The 23,711-nt window shown below is 43.7% G+C and carries 22 protein-coding genes; all 22 read left to right on the forward strand.

Going from position 1 to position 23,711, the window contains the following annotated elements; all coding sequences use genetic code 11:
* Positions 1–10 precede the first annotated feature (10 nt).
* The 22 genes from CH367_RS06985 to CH367_RS07090 all read left to right on the forward strand — a co-directional run bounded on the left by CH367_RS06985 (position 11) and on the right by CH367_RS07090 (position 23,710).
* Entirely contained in the window at positions 11–1,765 is a 1,755-nt protein-coding gene (locus CH367_RS06985) for an ABC transporter ATP-binding protein (RefSeq protein ID WP_100761756.1), read from the forward strand.
* A gap of 23 nt (positions 1,766–1,788) precedes the next feature.
* Positions 1,789–2,814 (forward strand): glycosyltransferase family protein, encoded by a 1,026-nt coding sequence (locus CH367_RS06990; protein ID WP_100761757.1) that lies wholly within the window; start codon positions 1,789–1,791, stop codon positions 2,812–2,814.
* A complete protein-coding gene (locus tag CH367_RS06995) occupies positions 2,815–4,554 on the forward strand; it encodes a nucleotide sugar dehydrogenase (protein ID WP_100761758.1) in 1,740 nt (579 codons plus the stop codon). It begins immediately after the preceding gene.
* 24 nt (positions 4,555–4,578) lie between these two features.
* Complete coding sequence (locus CH367_RS07000; RefSeq protein ID WP_100761759.1) at positions 4,579–5,547, forward strand: NAD(P)-dependent oxidoreductase; 969 nt, start codon at positions 4,579–4,581, stop codon at positions 5,545–5,547.
* Between the two features lie 57 nt (positions 5,548–5,604).
* Positions 5,605–6,561 (forward strand): N-acetylneuraminate synthase family protein, encoded by a 957-nt coding sequence (locus CH367_RS07005; RefSeq protein WP_100761760.1) that lies wholly within the window; start codon positions 5,605–5,607, stop codon positions 6,559–6,561.
* A 26-nt stretch (positions 6,562–6,587) separates the two neighbouring features.
* Complete coding sequence (locus CH367_RS07010; RefSeq protein ID WP_165783237.1) at positions 6,588–7,283, forward strand: acylneuraminate cytidylyltransferase family protein; 696 nt, start codon at positions 6,588–6,590, stop codon at positions 7,281–7,283.
* Positions 7,280–8,053 carry an SDR family oxidoreductase gene (locus tag CH367_RS07015; protein WP_165783238.1) on the forward strand — a complete coding sequence of 258 codons (774 nt, stop codon included), beginning with the start codon at positions 7,280–7,282 and terminating at the stop codon, positions 8,051–8,053. The genes CH367_RS07010 and CH367_RS07015 overlap by 4 nt, the downstream gene beginning before the upstream one ends.
* A 9-nt stretch (positions 8,054–8,062) precedes the next feature.
* Complete coding sequence (locus CH367_RS07020; protein ID WP_100761763.1) at positions 8,063–9,088, forward strand: aminoglycoside phosphotransferase family protein; 1,026 nt, start codon at positions 8,063–8,065, stop codon at positions 9,086–9,088.
* Between the two features lies 1 nt (position 9,089).
* Positions 9,090–9,845, forward strand: coding sequence for a fumarylacetoacetate hydrolase family protein (locus tag CH367_RS07025; protein ID WP_100761764.1), 756 nt, complete (start codon positions 9,090–9,092; stop codon positions 9,843–9,845).
* A gap of 12 nt (positions 9,846–9,857) precedes the next feature.
* On the forward strand, positions 9,858–11,471 hold the full coding sequence (locus CH367_RS07030) for a phytanoyl-CoA dioxygenase family protein (protein WP_100761765.1): 1,614 nt from the start codon (positions 9,858–9,860) through the stop codon (positions 11,469–11,471).
* An 8-nt stretch (positions 11,472–11,479) separates the two neighbouring features.
* A complete protein-coding gene (locus CH367_RS20965) occupies positions 11,480–13,363 on the forward strand; it encodes a transferase (RefSeq protein WP_244284494.1) in 1,884 nt (627 codons plus the stop codon).
* A gap of 138 nt (positions 13,364–13,501) precedes the next feature.
* Positions 13,502–14,398 (forward strand): putative 2OG-Fe(II) oxygenase, encoded by an 897-nt coding sequence (locus CH367_RS07040; RefSeq protein WP_100761766.1) that lies wholly within the window; start codon positions 13,502–13,504, stop codon positions 14,396–14,398.
* Positions 14,399–14,409: 11 nt separating this feature from the next.
* Positions 14,410–15,408 (forward strand): NAD-dependent 4,6-dehydratase LegB, encoded by a 999-nt coding sequence (locus tag CH367_RS07045; protein WP_100761767.1) that lies wholly within the window; start codon positions 14,410–14,412, stop codon positions 15,406–15,408.
* On the forward strand, positions 15,408–16,589 hold the full coding sequence (locus CH367_RS07050) for a LegC family aminotransferase (RefSeq protein ID WP_100761768.1): 1,182 nt from the start codon (positions 15,408–15,410) through the stop codon (positions 16,587–16,589). The genes CH367_RS07045 and CH367_RS07050 overlap by 1 nt, the downstream gene beginning before the upstream one ends.
* Positions 16,590–17,210 (forward strand): acetyltransferase, encoded by a 621-nt coding sequence (locus CH367_RS07055; RefSeq protein WP_100761769.1) that lies wholly within the window; start codon positions 16,590–16,592, stop codon positions 17,208–17,210. It abuts the gene before it with no gap.
* A gap of 3 nt (positions 17,211–17,213) precedes the next feature.
* Positions 17,214–18,215, forward strand: coding sequence for an N-acetylneuraminate synthase (gene neuB / locus CH367_RS07060; protein WP_100761770.1), 1,002 nt, complete (start codon positions 17,214–17,216; stop codon positions 18,213–18,215).
* Positions 18,212–19,372, forward strand: a complete 1,161-nt coding sequence (gene neuC, locus CH367_RS07065; protein ID WP_100761771.1) for a UDP-N-acetylglucosamine 2-epimerase — start codon at positions 18,212–18,214, stop codon at positions 19,370–19,372. The genes neuB and neuC overlap by 4 nt, the downstream gene beginning before the upstream one ends.
* 9 nt (positions 19,373–19,381) lie before the next feature.
* Complete coding sequence (locus CH367_RS07070) at positions 19,382–20,428, forward strand: nucleotidyltransferase family protein (protein WP_100761772.1); 1,047 nt, start codon at positions 19,382–19,384, stop codon at positions 20,426–20,428.
* A gap of 15 nt (positions 20,429–20,443) precedes the next feature.
* Positions 20,444–21,601: an N-acetyl sugar amidotransferase gene (locus tag CH367_RS07075; RefSeq protein WP_100761773.1), complete on the forward strand. Its 1,158-nt coding sequence runs from the start codon at positions 20,444–20,446 to the stop codon at positions 21,599–21,601.
* 12 nt (positions 21,602–21,613) lie between these two features.
* Entirely contained in the window at positions 21,614–22,384 is a 771-nt protein-coding gene (gene hisF / locus CH367_RS07080) for an imidazole glycerol phosphate synthase subunit HisF (protein WP_100761774.1), read from the forward strand.
* A complete protein-coding gene (gene hisH / locus CH367_RS07085; RefSeq protein ID WP_100761775.1) occupies positions 22,371–23,018 on the forward strand; it encodes an imidazole glycerol phosphate synthase subunit HisH in 648 nt (215 codons plus the stop codon). The genes hisF and hisH overlap by 14 nt, the downstream gene beginning before the upstream one ends.
* Entirely contained in the window at positions 23,015–23,710 is a 696-nt protein-coding gene (locus CH367_RS07090; protein ID WP_100761776.1) for an acylneuraminate cytidylyltransferase family protein, read from the forward strand. Before hisH ends, CH367_RS07090 begins: the two co-directional genes overlap by 4 nt.
* The last annotated feature ends 1 nt before the right edge of the window (position 23,711 follow it).

Raw genomic sequence — 23,711 nt, forward strand, 5'->3', positions numbered from 1 at the left:
TTAGGATTTTATGTTAAACCGTTTATTAATACGTCTTTGGGGACATCTTACCCCGAGAAGAAAAAAGGAATTTCTATTCCTCATCTTTTTGATTTTTTTATCTTCTATTAGCGAAATTTTTGCGATCGGGTCCATCCTTCCTTTTATCACTGTGATCACAAAACCCGAGATATTATTTCAGCAGTCTTGGCTGAAAGAATATCTTTTTCAATTGGGTTATTCGGATCCGAAGACGATCATTCTTCCTTTTACCTTACTTTTTGTGGGCGCGGTGATCGTTTCAGGAATCACACGTTTGTATCTGTTGTGGTTTAGTACGAAGTTTTCCTTCGAAACGGGAAACGATCTGAGCATTAACATTTACAATCGAACCTTGTATCAACCGTATCAAGTGCATATTTCCAGAAACAGTAGCGAGGTTGTTTCCGGAATTCTCATCAAAGCGAAAAGAATGATCGGCACGGTGATTCTTCCCGTAATCCATATCATTACTACGATCCTGATGGCGATCGTGATCTTCGCGTTTCTGGTTCAGTTGGATCCGTTGATCGTAGGTGTGGGTCTTTTTTGTTTCGGCGGTTTATATTCTCTGATGGCATTGTTCGCTAGGAAACGATTGTTGGCGAACGGACATGTGGAAGCGGAAGAACACGCGAGAGTTCTGAAACACTTGCAGGAAGGAATCGGAGGAGTTCGAGAAATTCTTCTGGACGGAAATCAAAAATTTTATACGGAGCTTTTTCGGGAATCGGATCAAAAGTTAAGAATCGCTTCTGCGGTTACGACTTTTACGGGCGCGAGTCCGAGATATATGTTCGAGACATTGGCGTTGACGATCGTCGCTTTTCTTTCCTATCAAGCGAGTTTAAATTCCGGCGGAATCGAATCTTCTTTGCCTCTACTCGGTTCGATCGTACTCGGAGTTCAAAGACTGATGCCGATCGTTCAACAAGGTTTTCAAAGTTGGACAAGTCTTCGTTCTTCCATTCCGATCATCAACGACGTTCTTGCCCTGTTGGATCAACCGCTTCCCGCGTATTCTTATCTACCTAAGGCCGAACCGATTTCTTTTCGCGAAAAGATTTCGATCCAAGATCTGAGTTTTCAATACGTTACATCTTCTACGATCAACTTGGAACACGTCGCTCTTGAGATCAAAAAGGGCGAACGGGTAGGAATCATCGGTGAGACCGGTAGCGGAAAGAGTACGTTGATCGACGTTTTGATGGGATTGCTGGTTCCGAGTCAAGGCGCTATATTTGTGGACGGGGTTCGAATCGATTCGGACAATCTTCGTTCTTGGCAATCTTGTATCGCAAACGTTCCACAATCGATTTATATTTCCGATACTACGATCGCGGAAAACATCGCTTTCGGTATAAATTCCGATGAGATCGATATGGAAAAAGTCAAACAAGCCGCAAAGAATGCGCAGATTTCAGAATATATAGAATCCTTACCGAAAGGTTATCTTGCAAATGCGGGAGAGAAGGGTGTAAGGCTTTCCGGCGGTCAGAGACAACGATTGGGAATTGCCCGCGCCTTATACAAGGAAGCCTCGGTTATATTTTTCGACGAGGCTACGAGCGCTTTGGATTCGGAAACCGAAAAAGCTGTAATCGATTCGATTCAAGCATTGAGCAAGGATCTTACGATCATTATGATCGCTCATAGGTTGAGCACGATTCAGAATTGTGATAAAGTAATCGAATTGAAAAACGGGAAAATTCACAGAGTAGGTTCTTATCAGGATATTTTTGTTTAGAGCTTTCGTTTAATACGATTCCGATGCGGGACTTTCTATTCATAGCTTGTAACAACGGCTTCGGTCATATCAAACGGGTCGGTTCCGTAATTGAAAAGCTCCATCTGTTATCGGATAACCCGAAGATCGTCGTCGTTACCGGAAACGCTCAAAAAGAATATTTAGTCAAAGGCGATTTCATAAAAAGATACGGACTCCAAGTGATTACGGAGCCGTTTGAGTCGATCGGTTCTCCGAATGAAAATTATGAGAATGCGTTTCGATGGACGGAACGTCTTCCTAAAGAAATATTAGAAGAACGTAAGATTATCTCCGACAACTATCCCGCAATTTTAAATCAAACAAAGGCTACTCTGATGGGATCTTTTCTTTGGTCCGACGTATTTGCGCAGAGTAAAAACGGCATAGATATCTCGCTTGTCTCAAAGGAAACGGAACTTTTAAAACTCAAAAAACCTAAAATGATCTGCAATCGTTATTTTCATATGCCTAGTCTGGAGTGGATGACGATACCGGTTAAACTTCCTTTCTTTTGCGACGAATTTTCCGAAAGAAACAAGGGATTTGGCGAACGAAACTCCGTCCTGCTTTCCTTGGGAGCCGGAAGCGCGGATCGAACTCGTGTTGCTTCTTTGATCGAAAGACTCGCGGATCAGAAAATAACGGTTTATCTTGACGATGTGTTGTTTCGGAATTTCGGTAAAACGTTAGAAAATCCGTATATTCGATCTTTTAAATTTACTCCCGAGGCGTTTTCGTCTCTGAGATTGGTCGTTGGTCGACCGGGAATCGGACTGATTACCGACTGTGTGCAGTTCGGCATTCCGATGGTTACGATAGAATCGAACGGAAATTCGGAAATAGAACACAACGCGGAAACGGTTTCGAAATTGGGCATCGGTTACTCTTCGAAAAGTTTAGACGATGCGTTGGAATTCGGATCAAAGACGTACTTCGAAAAGACGATCTGGGATCGTTTTCAGGAAAGTATTCTTTCTATAGAAATGAACGGTCATCTAAGAGCCGCAGAATATCTTTTGGAGAATTGATTGAATATTCATAAATTAATCTGTGATACGAAAACTTCCCTGATGGAAGTTTACAATATATTTAACGAAGCGGCCTTGGAGAATCTTCCGGTAGGAATCGCATTGGTCGTCGACGAAAATAAAAAGTTGATCGGTACGATTTCCGACGGAGATATTCGCAAGGCGATCGTAAAACATCGTCATTTGGATTTGAAAGCCTCCGATATGATGGAGCCGAATCCGATTTATTTCGAGTCTGATCTTTCGATCAATCAGATCATTCAAAAACTCCCGAACGAACTTTTAAAAAGAAATCGCAAGAGCAAAAAATTTCTGAGTAAGATCGTTCTTGTCGATTCGAATCGTGTTCCCGTTCGTGTGATCGAGTATCATCAACTCTGGGAGCAAAAAGTCGCGACACATAGACATCTTGTCGTTATCGGATTAGGCTATGTCGGTTTAACGCTCGCGGCTACCTTGGCCGACGCGGGATTCAACGTAACCGGAGTGGAGATCGATCCGGCCCGGATTAAATCCTTAAACGAAGGTAATTCATACATTCACGAAGTCGGTTTGGAAGAATTGATTCGAGAAGTCATCAATAAGAATTTTTTTGTAAGCGATAAGATTCCCGCAAACGGGGACGTTTTTATCATCACGGTCGGAACGCCGATCAAGAAGGGAACGAAAGAACCGGATCTGAGTTACATTTACGACGCCTGCGAAAAAGTCGGACACAGTATTCGTCGCGGCAGTTTGGTGATTCTTCGTTCAACGATACCGGTCGGAGTCAGTCGGACTATCGTTTTGAAAAAGATCGAACAAATCAGCGGCTTAAAGTGCGGTGTGGATTTTCATCTTGCGTTTGCTCCGGAAAGAACCGCCGAAGGTCGCGCGCTAAAAGAATTACGGAGTCTTCCTCAGATTATAGGCGGGTTCGACAGCGATTCGGTGGAAGCGACCGCGGCGATCTTTAGAGATCTTACGAATACGATTATCCGCGTGGAATCTTTGGAAGCGGCGGAAATGGTAAAGCTGATCAACAACACTTATCGAGATTATATTTTCGCTTATTCAAATCAAATCGCCCAGATTGCGGGAAGTTACAACTTAGACGTGGAACGTTTGATAAGCGCGGCTAACGAAGGATATCCACGCGACAGAGTTCCTTATCCGAGTCCCGGGGTGGGAGGTCCTTGTCTGACCAAGGATTCTTTTATATTCGCTTCCTTGTCCGATCAGTTGAAATTCGATCCCTCCGTTTTCGTGAATTCTCGAAAGATCAACGAGAGTATGCACCCTTATTTGGTAAGTCAGGTTCTCGGCGCGCTTGAAAAGGCCGGAAAGACATTCAAAGAATCTAAATTACTAATTTGTGGTCTTGCTTTTAAGGGAGAACCCGAAACCGGAGACATACGGGATTCTTCCGCGCTTGCCGTCGCAAAATTTCTGAAGGAATCCGTGGGGCAAGTTTTGGTTTTTGATCCGGTCGCGAACGATTCCGATATTCGCAGTGAAGGTTTTGAAGTCGTAAAAATTCCCGAGGGATTTAACGGAATCGATTGTGTGTTGTTTCTAAACAATCATAAATCCTTCGAGAAAATTCAAGTTTTCGATATGATTCGCAGAATGAACGAGAATCCTATCATATACGACGCGTGGAGATTGTTTTATAGCGAGGATATCGTGAGTTCGAAAAAAGGCGCGACCTACCTAACGTTGAGTATGGAACGCAGAAGAAACGAGAGCGAAGGCGTATAAACTTCTTTCGATTTCTTGACTCAGATGAATCCGAAATTAAAAATACTGGTTCTTGAAAGTTGGAATTATCCGACGTTCAGTCTTGAAGAACTGCGTAAATACGGCGAAGTTTTTTTAGATAAAAACGATAACTCGAACAAAACGGATTTGATTCTTAAGCTTGAACCCGACGCGGTCTTTATCGGACTCGGAATCGAGTTGAACGCGCGCGACTTGGAAAAATTCAAAAATCTCAGAACGATCATTACTCCCACAACGGGTTTGAATCATATCGATCTAAAAGCCTGCGAGACGAACGGTATTCGAGTCCTCAGTTTAAAAGGTGAGGTCGACTTCTTAAGTTCGATTACAAGTACGGCGGAACACGCTTGGCTTTTGATTCTTTCTCTATTCAAAGATTATAAAAAACTCATAAACAATGTCCGTAACGACAAATGGAATCGTTCCGAAATCGATACCTTTGAACTAAGCGGAAAAACGATCGGAATCATAGGCTACGGAAGATTGGGAAAAATAGTAAGAGAATACGCTCGTGCGTTTCGGATGCGTTGTCTTATCTATGACGCCGATTCCATGCAACTTTCTCAACTACCCGTTGAAGAAAAAGTCGAACTGGAGTTTCTCTTAAAAAATTCCGATACGATCAGCTTGATGGCGAGTTATTCTCCCGAAAACGTTCGGATGATCGGGGAGAATGAATTTAACCTCATGAAGCCGAACGTTTTTTTCGTAAATACTTCGAGAGGGGAGCTTGTGGACGAATCCGCTTTGCTTCGTTCTTTGAAGTCCGGAAAAATTGCGGGAGCCGCGTTGGATGTTCTCGATAACGATTCCTCTTGGAACGAGAAAACTCCTTCCGATAATCCATTGATCGAATATTCCAAAAATAACCACAATTTAGCGATTACTTCTCATGTCGGCGGTAATTCTAAAGAAGCCTTGCTCAAGACCCGCGAGTTCGTGGTTCAGAAATTTATAGAATCTATAACATAAATTAGGCGGAGAGTCGAAGCGATTGCGCCGTTCTCCGTAAGAAACCGAAGGTAAAAAATGACAAACGCAGATATCATTGCAGAGTGTTGCCAAAATCACAACGGCGATCGTGAAATTCTGAAAAGCATGATCCATGAAGCCGCGAAAACCGGCGCGAATTATTGTAAAATTCAAGCGATCCGTTCCAAAGAACTGACTCATCGAGAGAGATTCGATCTTGGGATTACCGAAAACGGAATCACTAAAACGATCAAACGTCCTTTCGAACCCGAACAAGAGCGACTGAAAAAATTGGATTTGAATCTGGAAACGGAACAATGGTTCGTCGACGAATGTTTGAGAGCCGGAATCTCTCCGATGACGACCGTTTTTACAAGAGATAGCGTTACCGACGTTAAGGACATGGGGTTTCAAGCGGTGAAAATCGCAAGTTACGATTGTTCTTCATATCCGTTACTCAGGGACGTAAAGAAGGTCTGGAAGAAAATTTACGTTTCCACCGGCGCGACCAGGGACGCAGAGATCGAATACGCGAATGAAATTTTAGAAGGAAGCGATTATACCTTTCTTCATTGTGTAACCATTTATCCGACTCCGATCAAGGATTTGAACTTAAGAAGAATGAATTATCTGAGACGATTTACGAGTCGTGTCGGATTTTCCGATCATACGAAGATCGCGGATACCGGTTTGACCGCTTCGAAGATCGCACTCGCGTTAGGCGCGGATTGTATTGAACGACATTTTACCGTGCTTGGTCCGACTGAAACAAAGGACGGTCCGGTATCGGTGAATCCGAAAGAATTAACGGAGCTGGTTGAATTTTCAAAATTGCCCAAGTTCGAAAGAATGGAAAGAATCAAAAAAGAATTTCCGGATTGGGAAATCAGTTTAGGAGCTCAATTCCGCGCTCTTACTCATGAAGAATTGTTGAATCGAGATTATTACAGAGGTCGATTCGCTTCCTTCCGAGACGGCGCTCCGGTTTATAACTGGGAAGACGTGATTCTTTAATTAAGGCGAATAAGGGGAAAGTCGTTTTGAAAGTATTAGGTGTGATTGTTGCTCGGGGAGGATCGAAAGGGGTTCCCGGTAAAAACTTAAAGCCGCTGGATGGAATTCCTTTGATTCGTTATAGCATTGATGCGGCTAAAAACGCAAAAAATCTTACGAACTTCATCGTGTCCACGGACAGCGACGACATCGCTGAGTTCGCGAAAAAATCCGGAGCGAACGTTCCCTTTGTTAGACCGGCAGATTTGGCGAACGACGTAATCAGTCCGATGTATGCCGTACTTCATGCAAAAAAGTTTATGGAGTCTCAAGGCGAACAATATGACGCAATTCTAATGCTTCAACCGACCGCACCTTTTCGTAAAAGCGAGGACATTGACGGAGCGATTTCACTGCTTGAATCCAGCAAAGCGGACAGCGTCATCAGCGTGGTCGACGTCGGCGCCTATCATCCGGCGCGTATGAAGTATTTGGAAGGGGATCGTTTGATCGATCCTCCGTTTTGCGAAGCGTATGAAAATCAAAGACGCCAAGAATTGAAACCTATGTATATTCGGAACGGCGCGATTTATCTCACCAAAAGCGAGATATTGCAAGGCGAATCGTTTAAGGGAAAAGATTGTCGCGCGTGGGTGATGTCTTGGCAGAGATCCGTTAACATAGATACGGAAGAGGATTTTCTCTACGCGGAATGGTTGTCAACCAGAGGATTGATCGTTTGAAACGTACTGCATTAGTAATTGGAGCGAGCGAGGGGATCGGTTACGCATGTGCGAAGTCCCTTCTTGAAGATGGAAATCGTGTTTGTATCGTTTCTCGGAGCGAACAAAAATTGGATAACGCCAAACGCACGTTAAGCGAACGGTTTCCGAACGATATTCTCTCCTTTGTAAGCGATATCGGCGAACCCAAAGCCATTCATGAAATCAATAAATTCGTGAATACAACCTGGGGAAACGTGGATATTTTAGTAAACAGTAACGGCGGTCCGAAGGCCGGAAAACTAACGACTTTGTCCGATGAGGATTGGTTACAGGGTTTCAATACGTTTGCGATGCCGGTCATTCGAGCGATTCGAGAATTCAGCGCCGATATGATCAAAAATAAATGGGGAAGAGTTGTGACGATCGGATCCATTGCGGCCAAAGAACCGATCGAAAATTTGGATTTATCCAATTTTATACGATCCGGTTTTTTAGGATTACACAAAAGCGTCTCAAGAGATTTAGCAAAACATAATATTAACGTTCACATGGTTCAACCGGGTTCCATTCTGACTTCCCGAACCAAACAACGGATCACTCAAAGAGCGACGGAACTCGGCATCAGTTTTGAAGAATCCGAAAGGATCAGCCTCAGTAAAATTCCCAAGGGAAAAATAGGAGACGCCGAGGAAGTCGGTAAGCTGGTTCGATTTTTATGTTCCGAACAAGCGGACTATCTTACCGGAACCTCCATCAACGTCGACGGCGGAATGAGTCTTTCCATTTAAACGCCTTCTATGAAGCTGGAAAACCGCGATCTAATTCCACTTCTAAGTCGGGAATACGGACATTTAGGAAATATAATCTCGGTCGAACCTCTTCAGTTTTCCTTTCACGTAAACAATCAGCTTTTTCTCATCCGGACCGAGGATCGGAAATATATATTAAAGTTCAATCAAGCGTTGAACGATTTCTACGGAATCGAAGACGCAACCGTCAAACTCGAGGCGATCGGAAGATCGACCGGGGTTTTACGAAAAAGCGGAATGAATGTAGAGGAAACGATCCCTTCCATCAACGGAAACTACGTGAGTCTTTTGAATCAAGGCTCGTTACGTTTGTTTCATTTTATCGAAGGTAGGGAATACTCCGTTACGGAAGACAAAGCCGATCTCGAACGATTGATTTCGTTTTCTAAACTGTTGCATTCTTTTCCGGTTTCCAAACTGGAATCCGAAATTCCTAATATTAGAATATACTTAACCGCTCCGTATTCTTTGGAAGAAACGCATAAGAATAAAAGGTTCATTCAAGAAAAGCTCGAAGAAGAAAAAGGCGAACAGTGGCGGGACGTTCAGGAAAACTTTGAGACGGTTTTCGAGGAAGTAGAACGTTTGATTCTCTGGAACGAAAGCCATGAAAAAAGAATCACACACGTTGATCTTCATCCTCGAAATGTGATTATCGGATTTGATTCCGTTTTGTCCGCTATCGATTTGGATTACTTAAGAATAGGAAACCCGTTTGTATGTTTGGGTTTGACCTTTACAAGAACTACCTTTTTCGGAAAATCGGAGAGACTCGCAAAGGATTTGGAGAATAATCTCGGTTTTTTCGAATCCATATACGGTGCCGATTCGAAGCCGGACTTTGCGAAAAATCTTCTTTACGGTGCGCTTTATATCGAAGCCGAAAAGATATTCAGAAATCTTTATAGATATTATAAAACCGGAATGTATCGCAATTTTGCGGAAGACGTTTCAAAATTTCATTATCAGATCTTCGACATAGTTAGATCTATCATAAAAAGTAAGGGTTATTGATTTGAAATCATTGATAGGGCGAGTAAGTTTAAACGGGGAATCCGTTTTTGTATCACCGGATCTCTCCAATCCGGAAAAATTCGAACGTCTTATCGGAGATTACGAGAAAGGTTTTCAGAAAACCGGGGATTTTTTATTATCTAAGGACGTTCGTTTTCAGATTCCGTTCGAAGCGGGAAAGTTGATCGGAATCGGAAAGAATTATCCATCGGCCGATGAACCCGAAGAGAAACACATTTCGTTTTTCTTAATGGCGAGTAACGCACCATTGCCGCACTTGGAACCTCTTGTGCTTTCCAAAAGAATCGGTTCTCTGATACCCGAAGGCGAGGTTGCCGTCGTCATCGGTAAAAAACTGAAGAATGCGAGCGTTGAAGAAGCGAAAGCTTCCATCTTAGGTTATACGATTTGCAACGATTTTTCAGCGCGGGATACCACGCCTCCTGAATCCAATGCCGCGATTCGCAAATCCTCCGATGGGTTGTTGCCCATGGGTCCGTTTATTCTATTGGAGAATGGACTTCGCGAGTTCGACATTCGAACTTATTGCGACGGAAACTTAGTGCAACAGGGTAATACGAGACAGATGATTCATAAAATGCCGGATTTGATTTCTTATATATCCGATTTTATGACGCTCCATCCTTTCGACGTTATTTCGACGGGAACTCCCGGTCCTAAACTGAAAGTCGAAAGGGGAACGACGGTCAAGGTCGAAGTGGAAGATATCGGTTATCTCGAGAATAAAATCGTTTAACGGAAATTTTATATGAAAGAAATGTTGTTAACAAAAGAAGAAATCGCATCTTTCGAAACGAACGGATATCTAGTATTAAAACCCGGTCGTGTATTCTCAACGGATCAGGTTCGAAAATTAAAGGAAGAATGCGATACTTATTTTCCTTCCTTTCAATCCAAGATCGATCCGAAGAATCCCCCCAAGTTCAAAACGGGGTTGAGCGGTAACGCAAGAAATTACATTTTCGAAAGTTCGGACATATCCGATTTCAAAAAGAATTATCTATTCGCAAAACGTTCGACCGTGATCGCTCCGAAGTATTCTCAGAATTTCGTCGATGCGCTTGAAAACGAAAGTTTGCTTTCGGTAAACGGACAGTTGTTGGGAAGTGAAAAGTTGAGTCTTCATAATTCCGCGATTGCATGTGTTTATCCTGGAACGCTCGGAGAACCGGGAAACTTTCACGCGGACACATCCGGCTTCTCGGATCATCCACTTCGTGCGATTCAATCCGGCGATTTTATGATTAACTCTTTCGTCTATCTGGTGGATGTGGACGAGGAAAATGCGCCGATTCGTCTTTTGCCGAAATCACATAAGAGATATCTTGAATTGAATCGACGTGTTGCGCCTAACTTTAGGTCGACCGAACATCAGAACAATATCGGTCAGTTCAACTTCTATGACGAGTTTGTTCCCGAAGATTTCGATCAGCCGATTCGTGTTACCGGCGGTGCGGGAACGGTGGTGTTGATCGCCGGAGATTTGTTGCATTCAGCGACGGCTAACGTTTCATCCGATAAGATCCGATATACTCTTGCGATTTGGTATTCAACTCGGAATAATCCGAATTTTTACAAAGACTATTCCGTATACGCTCCTTATTGTCAGGACTTTATCGATAAGTTCAAAGACAAGGAAATACCGTATCATACGTATTATGCACATTCGATCGGTTTCGGATTTAAACTCAAAAAATTCTTAAAGAAATATTTTTACGGAGTTTTCGGAAAACTTTCCCGAAAAATTAAATCCGTTCTTTCGAAAAAGCCGAAAAACTTTTTAATCGCTTTAGGACCTTGGAAGTTAAATCAAACCTCCGATCCCAATTCGAACCAGGCGCTTTTTTTAAATCATCTCGGATTCGGAAACGAAGAGGGCGAGGGAAAGTTAAAAGAATTCTTACAAAATCATAAGAGTATCAAGAGCGTTTTTCTCGTTGCGCCCAACGCGGAGCAATTCGTAAGAAAATATTTTCAAAAGGATTATCCTTTCTTTTCGAAACTTCCGTTTAAACAATACTTCTTCGACGAAAGTTGGTGCCGCTATATTCTTCGTTACTTTTCAGCGATGATCAGTTCGTATGCGACCGAAAAAGAATGCAAAGAAGTAATGAACGAGTCGCCGGAACAATTCTATAAAAATCTTGAAACCTTAGAAAGAAAACTTTTGGATCGAAAGATCAACTTAACCGAATTGGAATCAGATATTCCGAAATCACGATGGACCAAAACAAGTTTGTCGGCGATCGCTGAAAAGTCGGGGCTGAAAATTTCGGAAATAACGGAGCAGGAGAGAAACCAGGTTTCTCAAAATCTCGGTGGCGAAGTCGGCTCTTGGTTGATCCTAAAATTCGAAGTTTGAAATAGTCGATGGATTTATCCACTCAAGTCGAGATAAGCGAGAATCGGGTCTTGCAACAAAATCAGAAATTCATTCGTGCGGAAGCGGTTTCGGAAAACGAAATCGGACTTCATTCTTTCGAAGGTAGACGCGGCGTAATCATACCGAAAGAAACGATAGAACGATTTTCGAAAATCTGTTCGGAATCTTGCAATCATCTGATTGATGAAATCGTAGAGAGACTGCATTCGGAGGTTGGGGATTCAGTTCCGAGAAACGCATTGGCCGTTCTGGTAAGAAGGGCGATCTTTCCTTTGACTCATTTCTACTGGAATCAGGTGATGAGATTACAAAGCTCTTTTCTCTCCGAAAAGGCGGAATCCATCTCCGTGTATTCGTTCGAAAATCGAACCGAGAAGGATATTCAAACTCCGGAAGAATTTGAAAGGCTGATTACTGCAGAACCGGAATTTAACGAATTTTTTATATTCTATTTATCTAAAATTTGGGATTTACATTCTACTTCGAATACGGAAGCGACGTTAGTAAGTCTCAATCTTCATAGTAAAATTGCACCGAAGAATAATTTGTTCGCCTTGGGCAAAGGCGTTAAACTCGGTAATAGATTCATCGGTTTAATGGAAAGGATTTTCAAAAGATTCTATCCGTTTTCTAAATTTCCGGTGCTTACGTTCGCAAATTCGGAAACGGCCCTAAGATTGAGAGGGATGTATCTATTCTCTTTCCGATTGATGACGCCGAAATGGTCCTTGTCAGCCGTTGATAAGGATCAAAACTTAAGAGAACGGATCTTCGATCTATCAAAGGACTCGGCTTCTCTTTTGTCCGATTTTTTTATCGAAATGGGCTTGAATGAAAAACGTTTTCTCAAGGCTGATGAGTTATTTAGAAAATTTTTAATTACTTATTTTCCGGTCCAATTCTTGGAAAGACTTACCGAAAATTACGCCGCTTCTTCCGATTGTTTTTTCAAGAATGATCGTAAGGCGATTCTTTCTTCCGGAGACGGAGATACTTTTTCTACGTATGCGATCGCCTATGCGAAAGCGAACGGATTTAAGATCATCAAAGCACAGCACGGCGGTCATTACGGATATTATAAGGACAATCGTCCCGCTTTGGATATAGAGTTGCCCGCAACGGACGTATTTTTGACCTGGGGTTGGACTCGCATGCATGAGGGATCTCAGTTGAATCACATTCAATGTATTCCTATGCCTTCTCCTTGGCTCTCGGAACGTAAGAAATATTGGAAACAATATAGGATCGGCGAGCCGAAGACATACGATCTTCTTTGGATGCCGCAGATGATGAAACGTTTTGTGGGCGCGCCTCAAGGAGCTTCGAGCATCCGCAGAGACGTCATCGAAGAATTTTCGAATTCTATGTTGGAGTTGGCCGAATCCATTCGTGAAAAAAAACTGAAGGCATTTGTAAAACCGTACAACACTCTCACCGTTGCATTGATGGAACAAACCTATCGAAAGCTCCGGGAAATAGGCGACGAGTATATTACGGTTTCCTATACTTATGACAAGGGATTGACGATCGACTTGATTCAAGATTGTTCGATCGTCCTTTGGGATCAACCCGGAACCGGTTTTCTCGAGTGTTTGTCCGGTGGAATTCCCACTCTGGTTTTTTGGAATCGACTTTATTGCGAAGAAGAAGAGTGGACGAGAGTTGATTTTGAAATTCTCGAAAGAAACGGAATCGTCCATCGTTCCATCGATACGTTGACGGAAGAAGCGGTTTTACTTTTAAAAGATCCAGTCGCCTGGATGGAGAATTCGGAGCGCAAACAAGCGATCGATTCTTTTCGAAAAAAATACGCGCTCACCAGCGAGGACTGGAGTGCGGATTGGAAAGTGTATCTCAAATCACTTAAGTAAGTTTTTGTTTATTAGAAAAATTTCATCCATCCGTTTGTGATTGCTTTCGTTAATGCCGGACCTCTTTCTGGAACGATTCGGAAGAACGCGTCCAAATAAATTCGATTCTCCGAAAATCAAGAATTGAAGAAGTCTTTTATGCAAGAGAATAGAGTTGTAAATAACATCAAGGTGGATGGGTTTTCAGTCGGAAGTTCCAGGATTTTATCCGAAGAAAAACACAAAGAATTGGAACAGATCGTAGATCGTTTGTTCGAGAGTTCGTCTGCGCAAAAGGATTACTCGTCCAATGCACCCGTTTTGTTATCGTTAGTCGGTGTTGATGCTCGTTTGGATTCCTTATTGGAAGAGATTTTAACAAACGAATCGATCAGGGAAACGCTGAAAGGGATCGTCGGAGACGACTATAAGATTTGGGAAATCAGCGCTCGCTATTCTTTACCCGGTGATAACGGATTGGGTCTCCATCAAGACGCATGGGGGCAAATGAATCTTGCGTTTGCTCTTAACGATCAGAAAAGCGGGGAAGGATCAACGGCGTTTCTAAAAGGATCGCATCTGTTGCCTCGATGGTCGAATTATATTTCTTGGCAAAGACCGAAGATTGCGAATTTATTTACTGTTCCTTTGATTTTGAGAAATAGCGATTATGCTTTTTTCATCAATAGAACATGGCATTCTCGGCGGAAAAATCGCGGGGGTGAGGTAAAGAAGATTCTTCTTTTCGGTTTTTTCCCGAACGGTGGAACGTATAAACCCCTCTATCAAGACAGCGTAAAGAATATCAATCCGTCCTGCAAGGAATTGATTCGAAGAATCGATACGACGGACGGTGCGAAAAAACTGAATTCGACCCATGTACAAGTTTTAGCTCCAACTCAACCGGCGTTCGCGCCGTATTCGACTCGGATCGAGGAAGGTTTGCATTTCAATCTTCGAACTCCTTGGATCTATCTTCAGATTCTTTTGTTGGAATCGATTTTTCGACCGATTCGAATCCTTTTCGGAATTTATAAATTTATCTTTAAACACTGACTCAAAGAACTATGAAAAAAATCTTAGTAACCGGCGCGGACGGTTTTATCGGTTCGCATCTGACGGAAACCCTGGTAAGACAGGGCTACGACGTAAAAGCATTCGTACTTTATAATTCTTTTAACTCTTGGGGTTGGTTGGATTCGTGTGGATCCGACGTAAAGGGTAAGTTCGAAGTTTTTTCCGGCGACGTTCGAGATCCGAATGGAGTCCGTGCGGCTATGAAAGGATGTGATTCCGTTTTACACTTGGCCGCTTTGATCGCGATTCCGTATTCGTATCATTCTCCGGATACGTATGTCGATACGAACGTAAAAGGGACGTTGAACGTGGTTCAAGCCGCGAAGGATTTGGACGTTTCCAAAGTGATTCATACTTCGACAAGCGAAGTTTACGGAACCGCACGTTTCGTTCCGATTACGGAAGAACATCCTTTGCAAGGGCAGTCGCCGTATTCCGCGAGTAAGATCGGAGCCGATCAGATCGCGATGTCTTTTTATTCTTCCTTCGGCACTCCGGTTTCGGTGATTCGTCCTTTCAATACATACGGACCAAGACAATCCGCAAGAGCCGTAATCCCGACGATCATTACGCAGATCGCAAAGGGAAAGGAAAAAATAAAGTTAGGCGCCATTCATCCCACCCGCGATTTTAATTTCGTAAAAGATACCGTTTCCGGTTTTATCGCCGCGCTGAAGTCCGAGTCATCCATAGGACAGGTCATCAATCTCGGAAGTAATTATGAAATTTCGGTCGGTGACACCGTGAAAACGATCGCCGAAGTGATGAAGGCGAAGGTTGAAATCGAATCCGACGATCAAAGATTGAGACCCGAAAAAAGCGAAGTAGAGAGATTGTGGGCTTCCAATGAAAAAGCAAAAGAACTTTTAAATTGGGAACCTTCTTACGGAGGCCTGGACGGTTTTCGCAAAGGTTTGGCGGAAACCGTAGAATGGTTTTTAGATCCGAAAAATCTCGTTCAATATAAAACAGATATTTATAATATTTAATGTCTTCCGATTTTACACAGTTATCGGATCGAATCGTGAAAGCGATTCGAAACGTAGTAGGGAATTCTTCCGTTGTACTCCACGAACCGACCTTTTCGGGAAACGAATGGCGGTATGTGAAGGAATGTATCGATACGAGTTTTGTTTCTTCCGTCGGCAAGTTCGTGGATCGTTTCGAATCCGAGTTGGCGGATTTTACCGGAGCTAAACACGCGGTTGCGGTGGTCAACGGCACTGCGGCTCTTCATATCGCTTTAAAACTTGCCGGAGTAAAACAGAACGACGAAGTATTGATTCCTTCTCTTACGTTTATAGCGACCGCAAACGGAGTCTCCTATTGCGGAGCGATTCCTCATTTCGTGGAAAGCGAAGAAACAACCTTGGGTATGGATCCGAAAGCCGTACGAGAATATCTTTCTTCGATCACCGAAATGAGAAACGGTCAGTGTGTGAATCTTTCCACAGGCAGAGTCATTCGTGCTATGGTTCCGATGCACACTTTCGGACATCCGGTGGATCTCGAAGGAATTCTTTCGGTTGGACGCGACTTTCACATCGAAGTCATCGAGGACGCTGCGGAATCGTTAGGCAGTTATTATCAAGGTCGTCATACCGGAACTCTTGGACTTTTAGGAACTCTTAGCTTTAACGGAAATAAAACCATAACAACGGGCGGGGGCGGAGCGATTCTTACCAATGATTCGGAAATCGCAAAGAGGGCGAAACACATAACGACCACCGCAAAAATTCCACATCGTTGGGAATACGTGCACGATGAGATCGGCTACAATTATAGAATGCCGAATATCAACGCGGCTTTGGGATGCGCTCAACTCGAACAAATGCCCGGATTTCTAAAAGTAAAGAAGGACCTTTTTCAAAAGTATAAAGAATCTTTCAGTTCCATTTCGGAAGTATCTATTTTCGAGGAACCGAAAGGTTCTCAAAGCAATTACTGGCTTCAAACTTTGGTTTTATCTGAGAATGTTTCAGGCGCTCGAGATGAAATTCTTACCACAACGAACGACAACGGTGTGATGACTCGACCTTGTTGGAGATTGCTTCATACGTTAAAACCTTTTGCGGATTGCCCGAGAATGGAACTTCCAACCGCTCTTTCGTTGGAAGAACGATTGATCAACATTCCGAGCGGATCCGGTTTGTTAACTTCGAAATCATAAATGAAAAAACCAATCATTCTGATCGGAGCGGGCGGGCATGCTCGATCTTGTATCGACGTGATCGAATCCGAGGGGAAGTATTCCATTGTCGGTTTGATCGGCTCGGAACAGGAATTGGGAACCGAAATTCTCGGTTACAAGGTAATCGGAACCGATCAAGATTTAGAAAAATTGCATAAAGATTGCGGAAGTGCGATCGTTACCGTAGGACATATCAAAAATTCGGAGCCGAGAATTCGGATTTTTCGACGTTTGAAAGAGATCGGTTTCGAATTGCCCGTAATCGTTTCACCGATCGCGTATGTTTCGAAACATTCTAAGATTGGAAACGGTTGTATCATCATGCATCATACAATCGTAAATTCAAACGTCGAAATCGGAGACAACTGCATCATCAATTCCAAAGTTCTTTTGGAACACGACGTTAAGATCGGAAATCACTGTCATATCTCCACGGGCGCGATTTTAAACGGAGAGGTTTCGGTGGGGGACTCTTCGTTCATCGGAAGCGGTTCCGTGGTTCGGGAAACGATTTCGATCGGCGCAAACAGTTTGGTCGCTATGGGAAGTAGGGTGATTTCGGATCTTCCCGAATTTTCAAAGTATAAAATAAAACTCTAAATTATGAAAACCTTAATTATCGCCGAAGCGGGTGTGAATCATAACGGGGATATCAACCTTGCTCTGAAGTTGATCGACGCGGCTTCCGATGCGGGTGCGGACGTAGTGAAGTTTCAAACTTTCGAGGCGAAAAGATTGGCCACTAAATCCGCAAAAAAAGCGGATTATCAATCGGCCACGACAGGCTCAGAAGAGTCCCAATTCGAAATGTTAAAAAAACTCGAATTGTCGAAAAAAGATCATGAAATTCTAATACAACGTTGTAACGAAAAAAAAATCGAATTTTTCTCCACCGCATTCGATCTGCAAAGTCTCAGCTTTTTGGAAGGACTGAACTTAAGCAGATACAAAATTCCTTCGGGTGAAATCACCAATCTTCCCTATATCCGAAAAATCGGAGCGTCCGGAAGGCCGATCATTCTTTCTTCCGGAATGTCTACGTTGGCGGAAATCGAATCGGCAATTTTTGTTTTGGAAAAAGCGGGAACAAAACGCGAGAACATAACCGTATTACATTGTAACACGGAGTATCCGACGCCATTCTCGGACGTGAATCTTTTAGCGATGAGATCCATTGCGGATTCTTTCAAGGTAAAAGTGGGGTATTCCGATCATACATCCGGAATCGAAGTTTCGATCGCCGCGGTTGCGTTAGGCGCATCCGTAATCGAAAAACATTTTACCCTAGATCGTACGTTGCCCGGACCGGATCATAAAGCGAGCCTCGAGCCGGAAGAATTGAAAACAATGATACGATCGATTCGTAATATAGAACAGTCTTTAGGCGACGGAATCAAAAGACCGAGCCAAAGCGAATCGAAAAATATTTCGATCGCGCGCAAGTCTCTCGTTGCGGCTCAGCCGATTCGTTCGGGAGAAATTTTTTCTTACGAAAATCTTACTACAAAAAGACCGGGAAACGGAATTTCTCCAATGCGTCTGGATGAAATCGTCGGTTTAAAAGCTCATAGAGATTTCACCGAGGACGAATTGATCGATCTATGAGAAGAAAGATCTGCGTCGTTACCGGAACCAGAGCCGAATACGGTTTGCTCCGTTTGTTGATCCGAAAAATTCAGGATTCAAGCAAGCTCGAATTACAAATCGTAGCTACGGGAATGCATCTTTCTCCCGAGTTCGGTTTAACGTATCGGGAGATCGAGGCGGACGGTTTTAAGATCGATAAAAAAGTGGAGATGCTTTTGAGTTCGGACACCGCAACTTCCGTTTCCAAATCGATCGGAATGGGAACGATCGGCTTTGCGGACGTTTGGGAAGATTTAAAACCGGATCTGATCGTCGTTTTGGGCGATCGATTCGAAATATTCTCGGCTGTGTCCGCGGCGATGATCGCGAAAATTCCAGTCGTTCACATTCACGGCGGAGAAACCACGGAAGGCGCTTTCGACGAATCGATCCGTCATAGCATCACAAAGATGTCTCATATTCACTTTACCGCCGCCGAAGAATATAAGAAAAGAGTAATGCAATTGGGCGAGAACCCGGAACGAGTTTTTAACGTAGGCGGTCTCGGCGTGGATAGCATTCGAAGTTTGGATCTGATGAATCAAACCGATTTGGAAACTTCGATGGGTTTTAAATTCGGAACGAAAAATCTATTAGTGACGTTTCATCCCGAGACCTTGGATGCGAAGTCTCCCAAGGAACAGTTCGACGAATTGTTAAAGGCTCTGGATCGAGTGCCGGATATTTCGATCATATTCACTCTTCCGAACGCGGACACGGGGAGCCGGGAAATCATTCAATCGATTCATAATTTTGTAGGGACGCGTAAAAACTCGATCGCGTTTACTTCCTTAGGTCAAAGACGTTATTTTTCTTGTATTCGATTTATCGACGGAGTGATCGGAAATTCTTCCAGCGGTCTTTTGGAAGTCCCCACGTTTCAAAAAGGAACCGTGAATATCGGAGGAAGACAAAAGGGTCGATTGAAAGCGGAAAGTGTGATCGATTGTGAACCGGAAGAATCCTCAATCCTACGCGCCATAGAGAAACTTTATTCAAAAGAATTTCAAAACGGTATATCGACCGTTAAAAATCCATACGGAGAAGGGAACGCAACTTCCAAGATTATGGACGTCTTAGAAAATATTTCCTTGGATCAAATTCTAAAAAAGAAATTCTTCGATCTTTCCTTCTAAACGAAAATTATGACCACTACTTGGCACAACGCTTTATTACCTCTTACTTCTTCGATTCAGGATGTGATTCGAAACTTGGACGAGTCCGCTTTGCAGATCGCTTTGATCGTTTCCGAAAACAATCAATTGATCGGAACTATAACGGACGGAGATATTCGACGCGGTTTACTGCGTGGATTGGATTTAAACAGTCCTATCGAATCGATTCTATTCCGCGAATCTCTTGTGGTCACACCTCAAATGAGCAAAGACATGGTGATCCAGTTGATGCAGGCGAATAAGATTCATCAACTTCCGATTGTGGACGATCGACGCAGTGTGGTCGGGCTTTATCTTTGGGACGAGATATTGGCTCCTTCTCAAAGACCGAATACGTTCGTGATCATGGCCGGAGGAAAGGGAACACGACTCATGCCTCACACGGAAAATTGTCCCAAACCGCTTCTTCCCGTTGCGGGTAAGCCGATGCTCGAACACATCATCAGCAGGGCGAAGTCGGAAGGGTTTCATAAATTCTCCATCGCGATTCATTATCTCGGACACATGATCGAAGAATACTTCGGGGACGGAAGTCGGTTCGACGTTAACATAGAATATATAAAAGAAGAGGAAGCCCTTGGGACCGCGGGCGCGTTGAGTCTTATTACGAAACTCCCCTCGGAACCGTTTCTGGTGACGAATGGAGACGTGATGACGGATATACGTTACGGAGAACTTTTGGACTTCCACGTTAGACACGGTGCAAGCGCGACCATGGCCGTTCGTCTGCACGAATGGCAACATCCGTTCGGAGTCGTAAGAACAAAGGGCGTGGATATCGTAGCGTTCGAGGAAAAACCGGTTTATAGAAGTCATGTAAACGCGGGAATCTACGCTTTGAATCCGGACGCGTTATCCTCATTGGAACCCAAAACACATTGTGATATGCCGACTCTTTTTTCCAGACTGAATAGCGAAGGAAATAGAACGATCGTATATCCGATGCACGAGCCTTGGATCGACGTAGGAAGGCCGGATGATCTCGAAAAAGTAAATTCAATAGAAGCAGATATGTAAGGATAGATAGTATCGATGGAAAAACGAAATTTAATAAAGTTATACAACCTTCCCGAAAAGGTAGTCTTTTGTAAAAAATGCACCGTGTCGAACCAAAGACCGAGAATCACTTTCGACGAACACGGAGTTTGTTCCGCTTGTAACTTCGCCGAATTTAAAAAGACTCAAATCGACTGGAAACAAAGAGAACAGGAACTCGTCGAACTTTGTAAAAAATACAAAAAGAACAACGGAGAATACGACGTTATCGTACCTTGTAGCGGCGGAAAGGACGGCGGGTTCGTCGCTCATCAGCTGAAGTACAAATACGGAATGAATCCTCTGACCGTAACCTGGGCGCCTTTGAAAGCGACCGAAATCGGAAGAAAGAATTTGGACAGTTTTATCGGTTCCGGATTCGATAACGTTCTCGGAACACCGAACGGAAAAGTGACGAGAAAACTTACGAACCTCGCCTTTACCTATTTAGGAGATCCGTTTCAACCGTTTATCTACGGTCAGACGAACTATCCGATGCACATGGCGATCAAACATAACGTTTCTCTAATTATGTATGGGGAGAATGGAGAAGTCGAATACGGCGGCGATATGAAGAACGCCTTTAAACCGAATCGGGAAATACAGGATCACGATAAACATTATTTCTCCGGACTTCCTCCCGAGTTTTGGAAAGACCACGGCGTGAGCGAACAGGACTTAAGACCGTTCATGGCGCCCGCATACGAGGACATTCTTAAGAATAAAACCGAAATTCATTTTTTGGGTTATTATAAATTTTGGGATCCTCAGGAGAATTTTTATTACTGCCAAGAGAATACAGGCTTCACGCCGAACTCCGAAAGATCCGAAGGAACTTATTCTAAATACGCAAGTTTAGACGATCGAATCGACGGCTTTCACTATTATTTGGGTTATATCAAATTCGGAATCGGAAGAACGACTTCGGACACGGCTCATGAAATCAGGGATCATAAGATCACTCGAGAAGAGGGAGCGGCCTTGGTAAAACGATACGACGGCGAATTCCCGAAAAAACACTACCAAGAGTTTTTAGAATATTGTTCCATCACCGACGAAGAATTCACCGCAGTCGTGGACAGTTGGAGATCCGATCATATTTGGGAAAACAAATCCGGAGAATGGAACTTAAGACACAAGGTTTGGGAAAGTTAAGATTCGTTCATCATGAGAAAAATTCGACTCATAGCAAGACTGGATATCAAGGGTCCAAACCTAATCAAGGGCGTGCACCTGGAAGGATTGAGAGTCATCGGTTCTCCGGCGGAATACGCTCATAAGTATTACCACCAAGGGGCCGACGAATTAATTTACATCGACTGCGTCGCGAGTTTATACGGAAGAAATAATCTAAGCGAGATCGTGGAAGATTCCGTAAAGGATATATTCGTACCTCTTACGGTCGGCGGAGGAATCCGATCCGTTGAAGACGCCACTCGTTTGCTTCGGAGCGGAGCCGATAAGGTTGCGATCAATACCGCCGCGGTTTCCAATCCGAATCTGATTTCTGAGATATCGAGAAAATTCGGAAGTCAGTGTATGGTTTTATCCGTACAAGCAAAGCAAATCGCTGATAAAAAATGGGAAGTGTATACGGACAACGGAAGAGAAAGAACGGGTCTCGACGTGATTGAATGGGTGCAAAAAGCCGTGGAGCTTGGCGCCGGTGAAATTTTATTAACCTCCATAGATCGTGAAGGAACCCGAAAGGGTTTTGATACGGATCTAGTCCACTCGGTAACGAAAGTAGTTTCGGTGCCCGTAATCGCAAGTGGTGGAATGGGAACTCCCGAACATCTGATCGACGTGGTAAAAAACGGAGAAGCGGATGCGGTCGCGATGGCCGACATTCTTCATTACGATCGATCGACGATCGGAGACATTCGTAAGACTGCGGAATCTTCCGGCATCGAGGTGAGACACTATGTCCTCTCGTAAAGTTTTGATAATCGACTACGGAGTCGGAAACCTTCTTAGCGTAAAACGCGGTTTCGAATATTGCGAAGCCGAAGTGGAAATTTCATCCGATCCCGAGGCCATACAAAAGGCCCCTCACGTCGTACTTCCCGGAGTCGGCGCCTTCGCAAACGCGATGGTCGCATTGAAAGAACGTTCTCTCATAGAAGTCATACAAGAGATCGCGCATAGAGGAACTCCTTTGATGGCCATTTGTCTCGGAATGCAGATGCTTATGGACGAAAGCGAAGAGTTCGGAGTTACGGCCGGGTTGGGATTGATTCCCGGAAGAGTGGTTCCGATCCCGGCCCTTACAAAGGAAGGATCTTCACATAAGATTCCGCATATCGGTTGGAACGAATTGAAAAAACCGATCGAAACGGTGGAATGGAATAACACAATATTAGAAAATTCTCATGAAGGAGATTCGGTTTATTTCGTCCATTCGTTCATGGCGAAACCGGTCGATCCGAATCACCGAATCGCGGATTGTATCTACGGAGGACATTCGATCGCCGCGGTCATCGGATACAACAACGTAGTAGGTTGTCAATTTCACCCCGAGAAAAGCGGCGAAGTCGGTTTGAACCTTTTAAAACGGTTTTTGAAATTTTGAAATTATTGACCGTGATTCCCGCTCGAGGAGGATCCAAACGTTTACCCGGAAAGAATATAAAGATTCTCGGAGATAAACCTTTGATCGCTTGGAGCATCGAAGTAGCGAAAGAAATTCCCGAGATATGCGATATCTTGGTTTCTACGGATGATCCGGAAATCGCGGAAGTCGCAAAGAAGTGCGGAGCCTCGGTTCCATGGTTAAGACCTGCTGAGTTAGCGACCGATACTTCCACTTCCATCGACGTGGTTTTACACGCGTTACATTGGTATGAGAAAGAAAGACAGAAAGTAGACGGTGTGATCTTGCTTCAACCGACTTCTCCGTTTCGCAAAAAAGAATCCGTCGAAAAAGGAATCGATCTCTTTCTAAAAAACGAAGGAAAAAAAACGGTCCTCGGCGTAAGTCCCGCAGATCCGCATCCTATGTGGTGTTTGAAATTGGAAAACGGGATTCTCAAACCGTTTCAAGAAGGAGGCGGTTTGCATTTGAGATCACAGGACTTACCTCCTGCGTATTCCGTAAACGGATCCTTTTATCTAACGCCCAAAGATCATCTGATCGAAAAAAAGAATTTTTACACGGACGATATTCTTCCTCTGATCTCCGAAATGCCGGCGGAGAACGTGGACATCGATACCGAATCGGATTGGATCGAGGCGGAAAACTTTTTAAGGACTCAAGCAAAGTAGG

Origin of the sequence: Leptospira barantonii (assembly GCF_002811925.1) — a bacterium.
Taxonomy (GTDB): Bacteria; Spirochaetota; Leptospiria; order Leptospirales; family Leptospiraceae; genus Leptospira; species Leptospira barantonii.

Bases quoted from the DNA above. Each gene is read 5' to 3' on its own strand.
- neuB (WP_100761770.1), top strand. From the start codon at position 17,214: ATGAAAACCTTAATTATCGCCGAAGCGGGTGTGAATCATAACGGGGAT.
- CH367_RS06990 (WP_100761757.1), top strand. From the start codon at position 1,789: ATGCGGGACTTTCTATTCATAGCTTGTAACAACGGCTTCGGTCATATC.
- CH367_RS07030 (WP_100761765.1), top strand. From the start codon at position 9,858: ATGAAAGAAATGTTGTTAACAAAAGAAGAAATCGCATCTTTCGAAACG.
- CH367_RS07045 (WP_100761767.1), top strand. From the start codon at position 14,410: ATGAAAAAAATCTTAGTAACCGGCGCGGACGGTTTTATCGGTTCGCAT.
- CH367_RS07040 (WP_100761766.1), top strand. From the start codon at position 13,502: ATGCAAGAGAATAGAGTTGTAAATAACATCAAGGTGGATGGGTTTTCA.
- hisH (WP_100761775.1), top strand. From the start codon at position 22,371: ATGTCCTCTCGTAAAGTTTTGATAATCGACTACGGAGTCGGAAACCTT.
- CH367_RS07050 (WP_100761768.1), top strand. From the start codon at position 15,408: ATGTCTTCCGATTTTACACAGTTATCGGATCGAATCGTGAAAGCGATT.
- CH367_RS07000 (WP_100761759.1), top strand. From the start codon at position 4,579: ATGAATCCGAAATTAAAAATACTGGTTCTTGAAAGTTGGAATTATCCG.
- hisF (WP_100761774.1), top strand. From the start codon at position 21,614: ATGAGAAAAATTCGACTCATAGCAAGACTGGATATCAAGGGTCCAAAC.
- CH367_RS07055 (WP_100761769.1), top strand. From the start codon at position 16,590: ATGAAAAAACCAATCATTCTGATCGGAGCGGGCGGGCATGCTCGATCT.
- CH367_RS07075 (WP_100761773.1), top strand. From the start codon at position 20,444: ATGGAAAAACGAAATTTAATAAAGTTATACAACCTTCCCGAAAAGGTA.
- CH367_RS20965 (WP_244284494.1), top strand. From the start codon at position 11,480: ATGGATTTATCCACTCAAGTCGAGATAAGCGAGAATCGGGTCTTGCAA.
- neuC (WP_100761771.1), top strand. From the start codon at position 18,212: ATGAGAAGAAAGATCTGCGTCGTTACCGGAACCAGAGCCGAATACGGT.
- CH367_RS07020 (WP_100761763.1), top strand. From the start codon at position 8,063: ATGAAGCTGGAAAACCGCGATCTAATTCCACTTCTAAGTCGGGAATAC.
- CH367_RS06985 (WP_100761756.1), top strand. From the start codon at position 11: ATGTTAAACCGTTTATTAATACGTCTTTGGGGACATCTTACCCCGAGA.
- CH367_RS07070 (WP_100761772.1), top strand. From the start codon at position 19,382: ATGACCACTACTTGGCACAACGCTTTATTACCTCTTACTTCTTCGATT.
- CH367_RS07005 (WP_100761760.1), top strand. From the start codon at position 5,605: ATGACAAACGCAGATATCATTGCAGAGTGTTGCCAAAATCACAACGGC.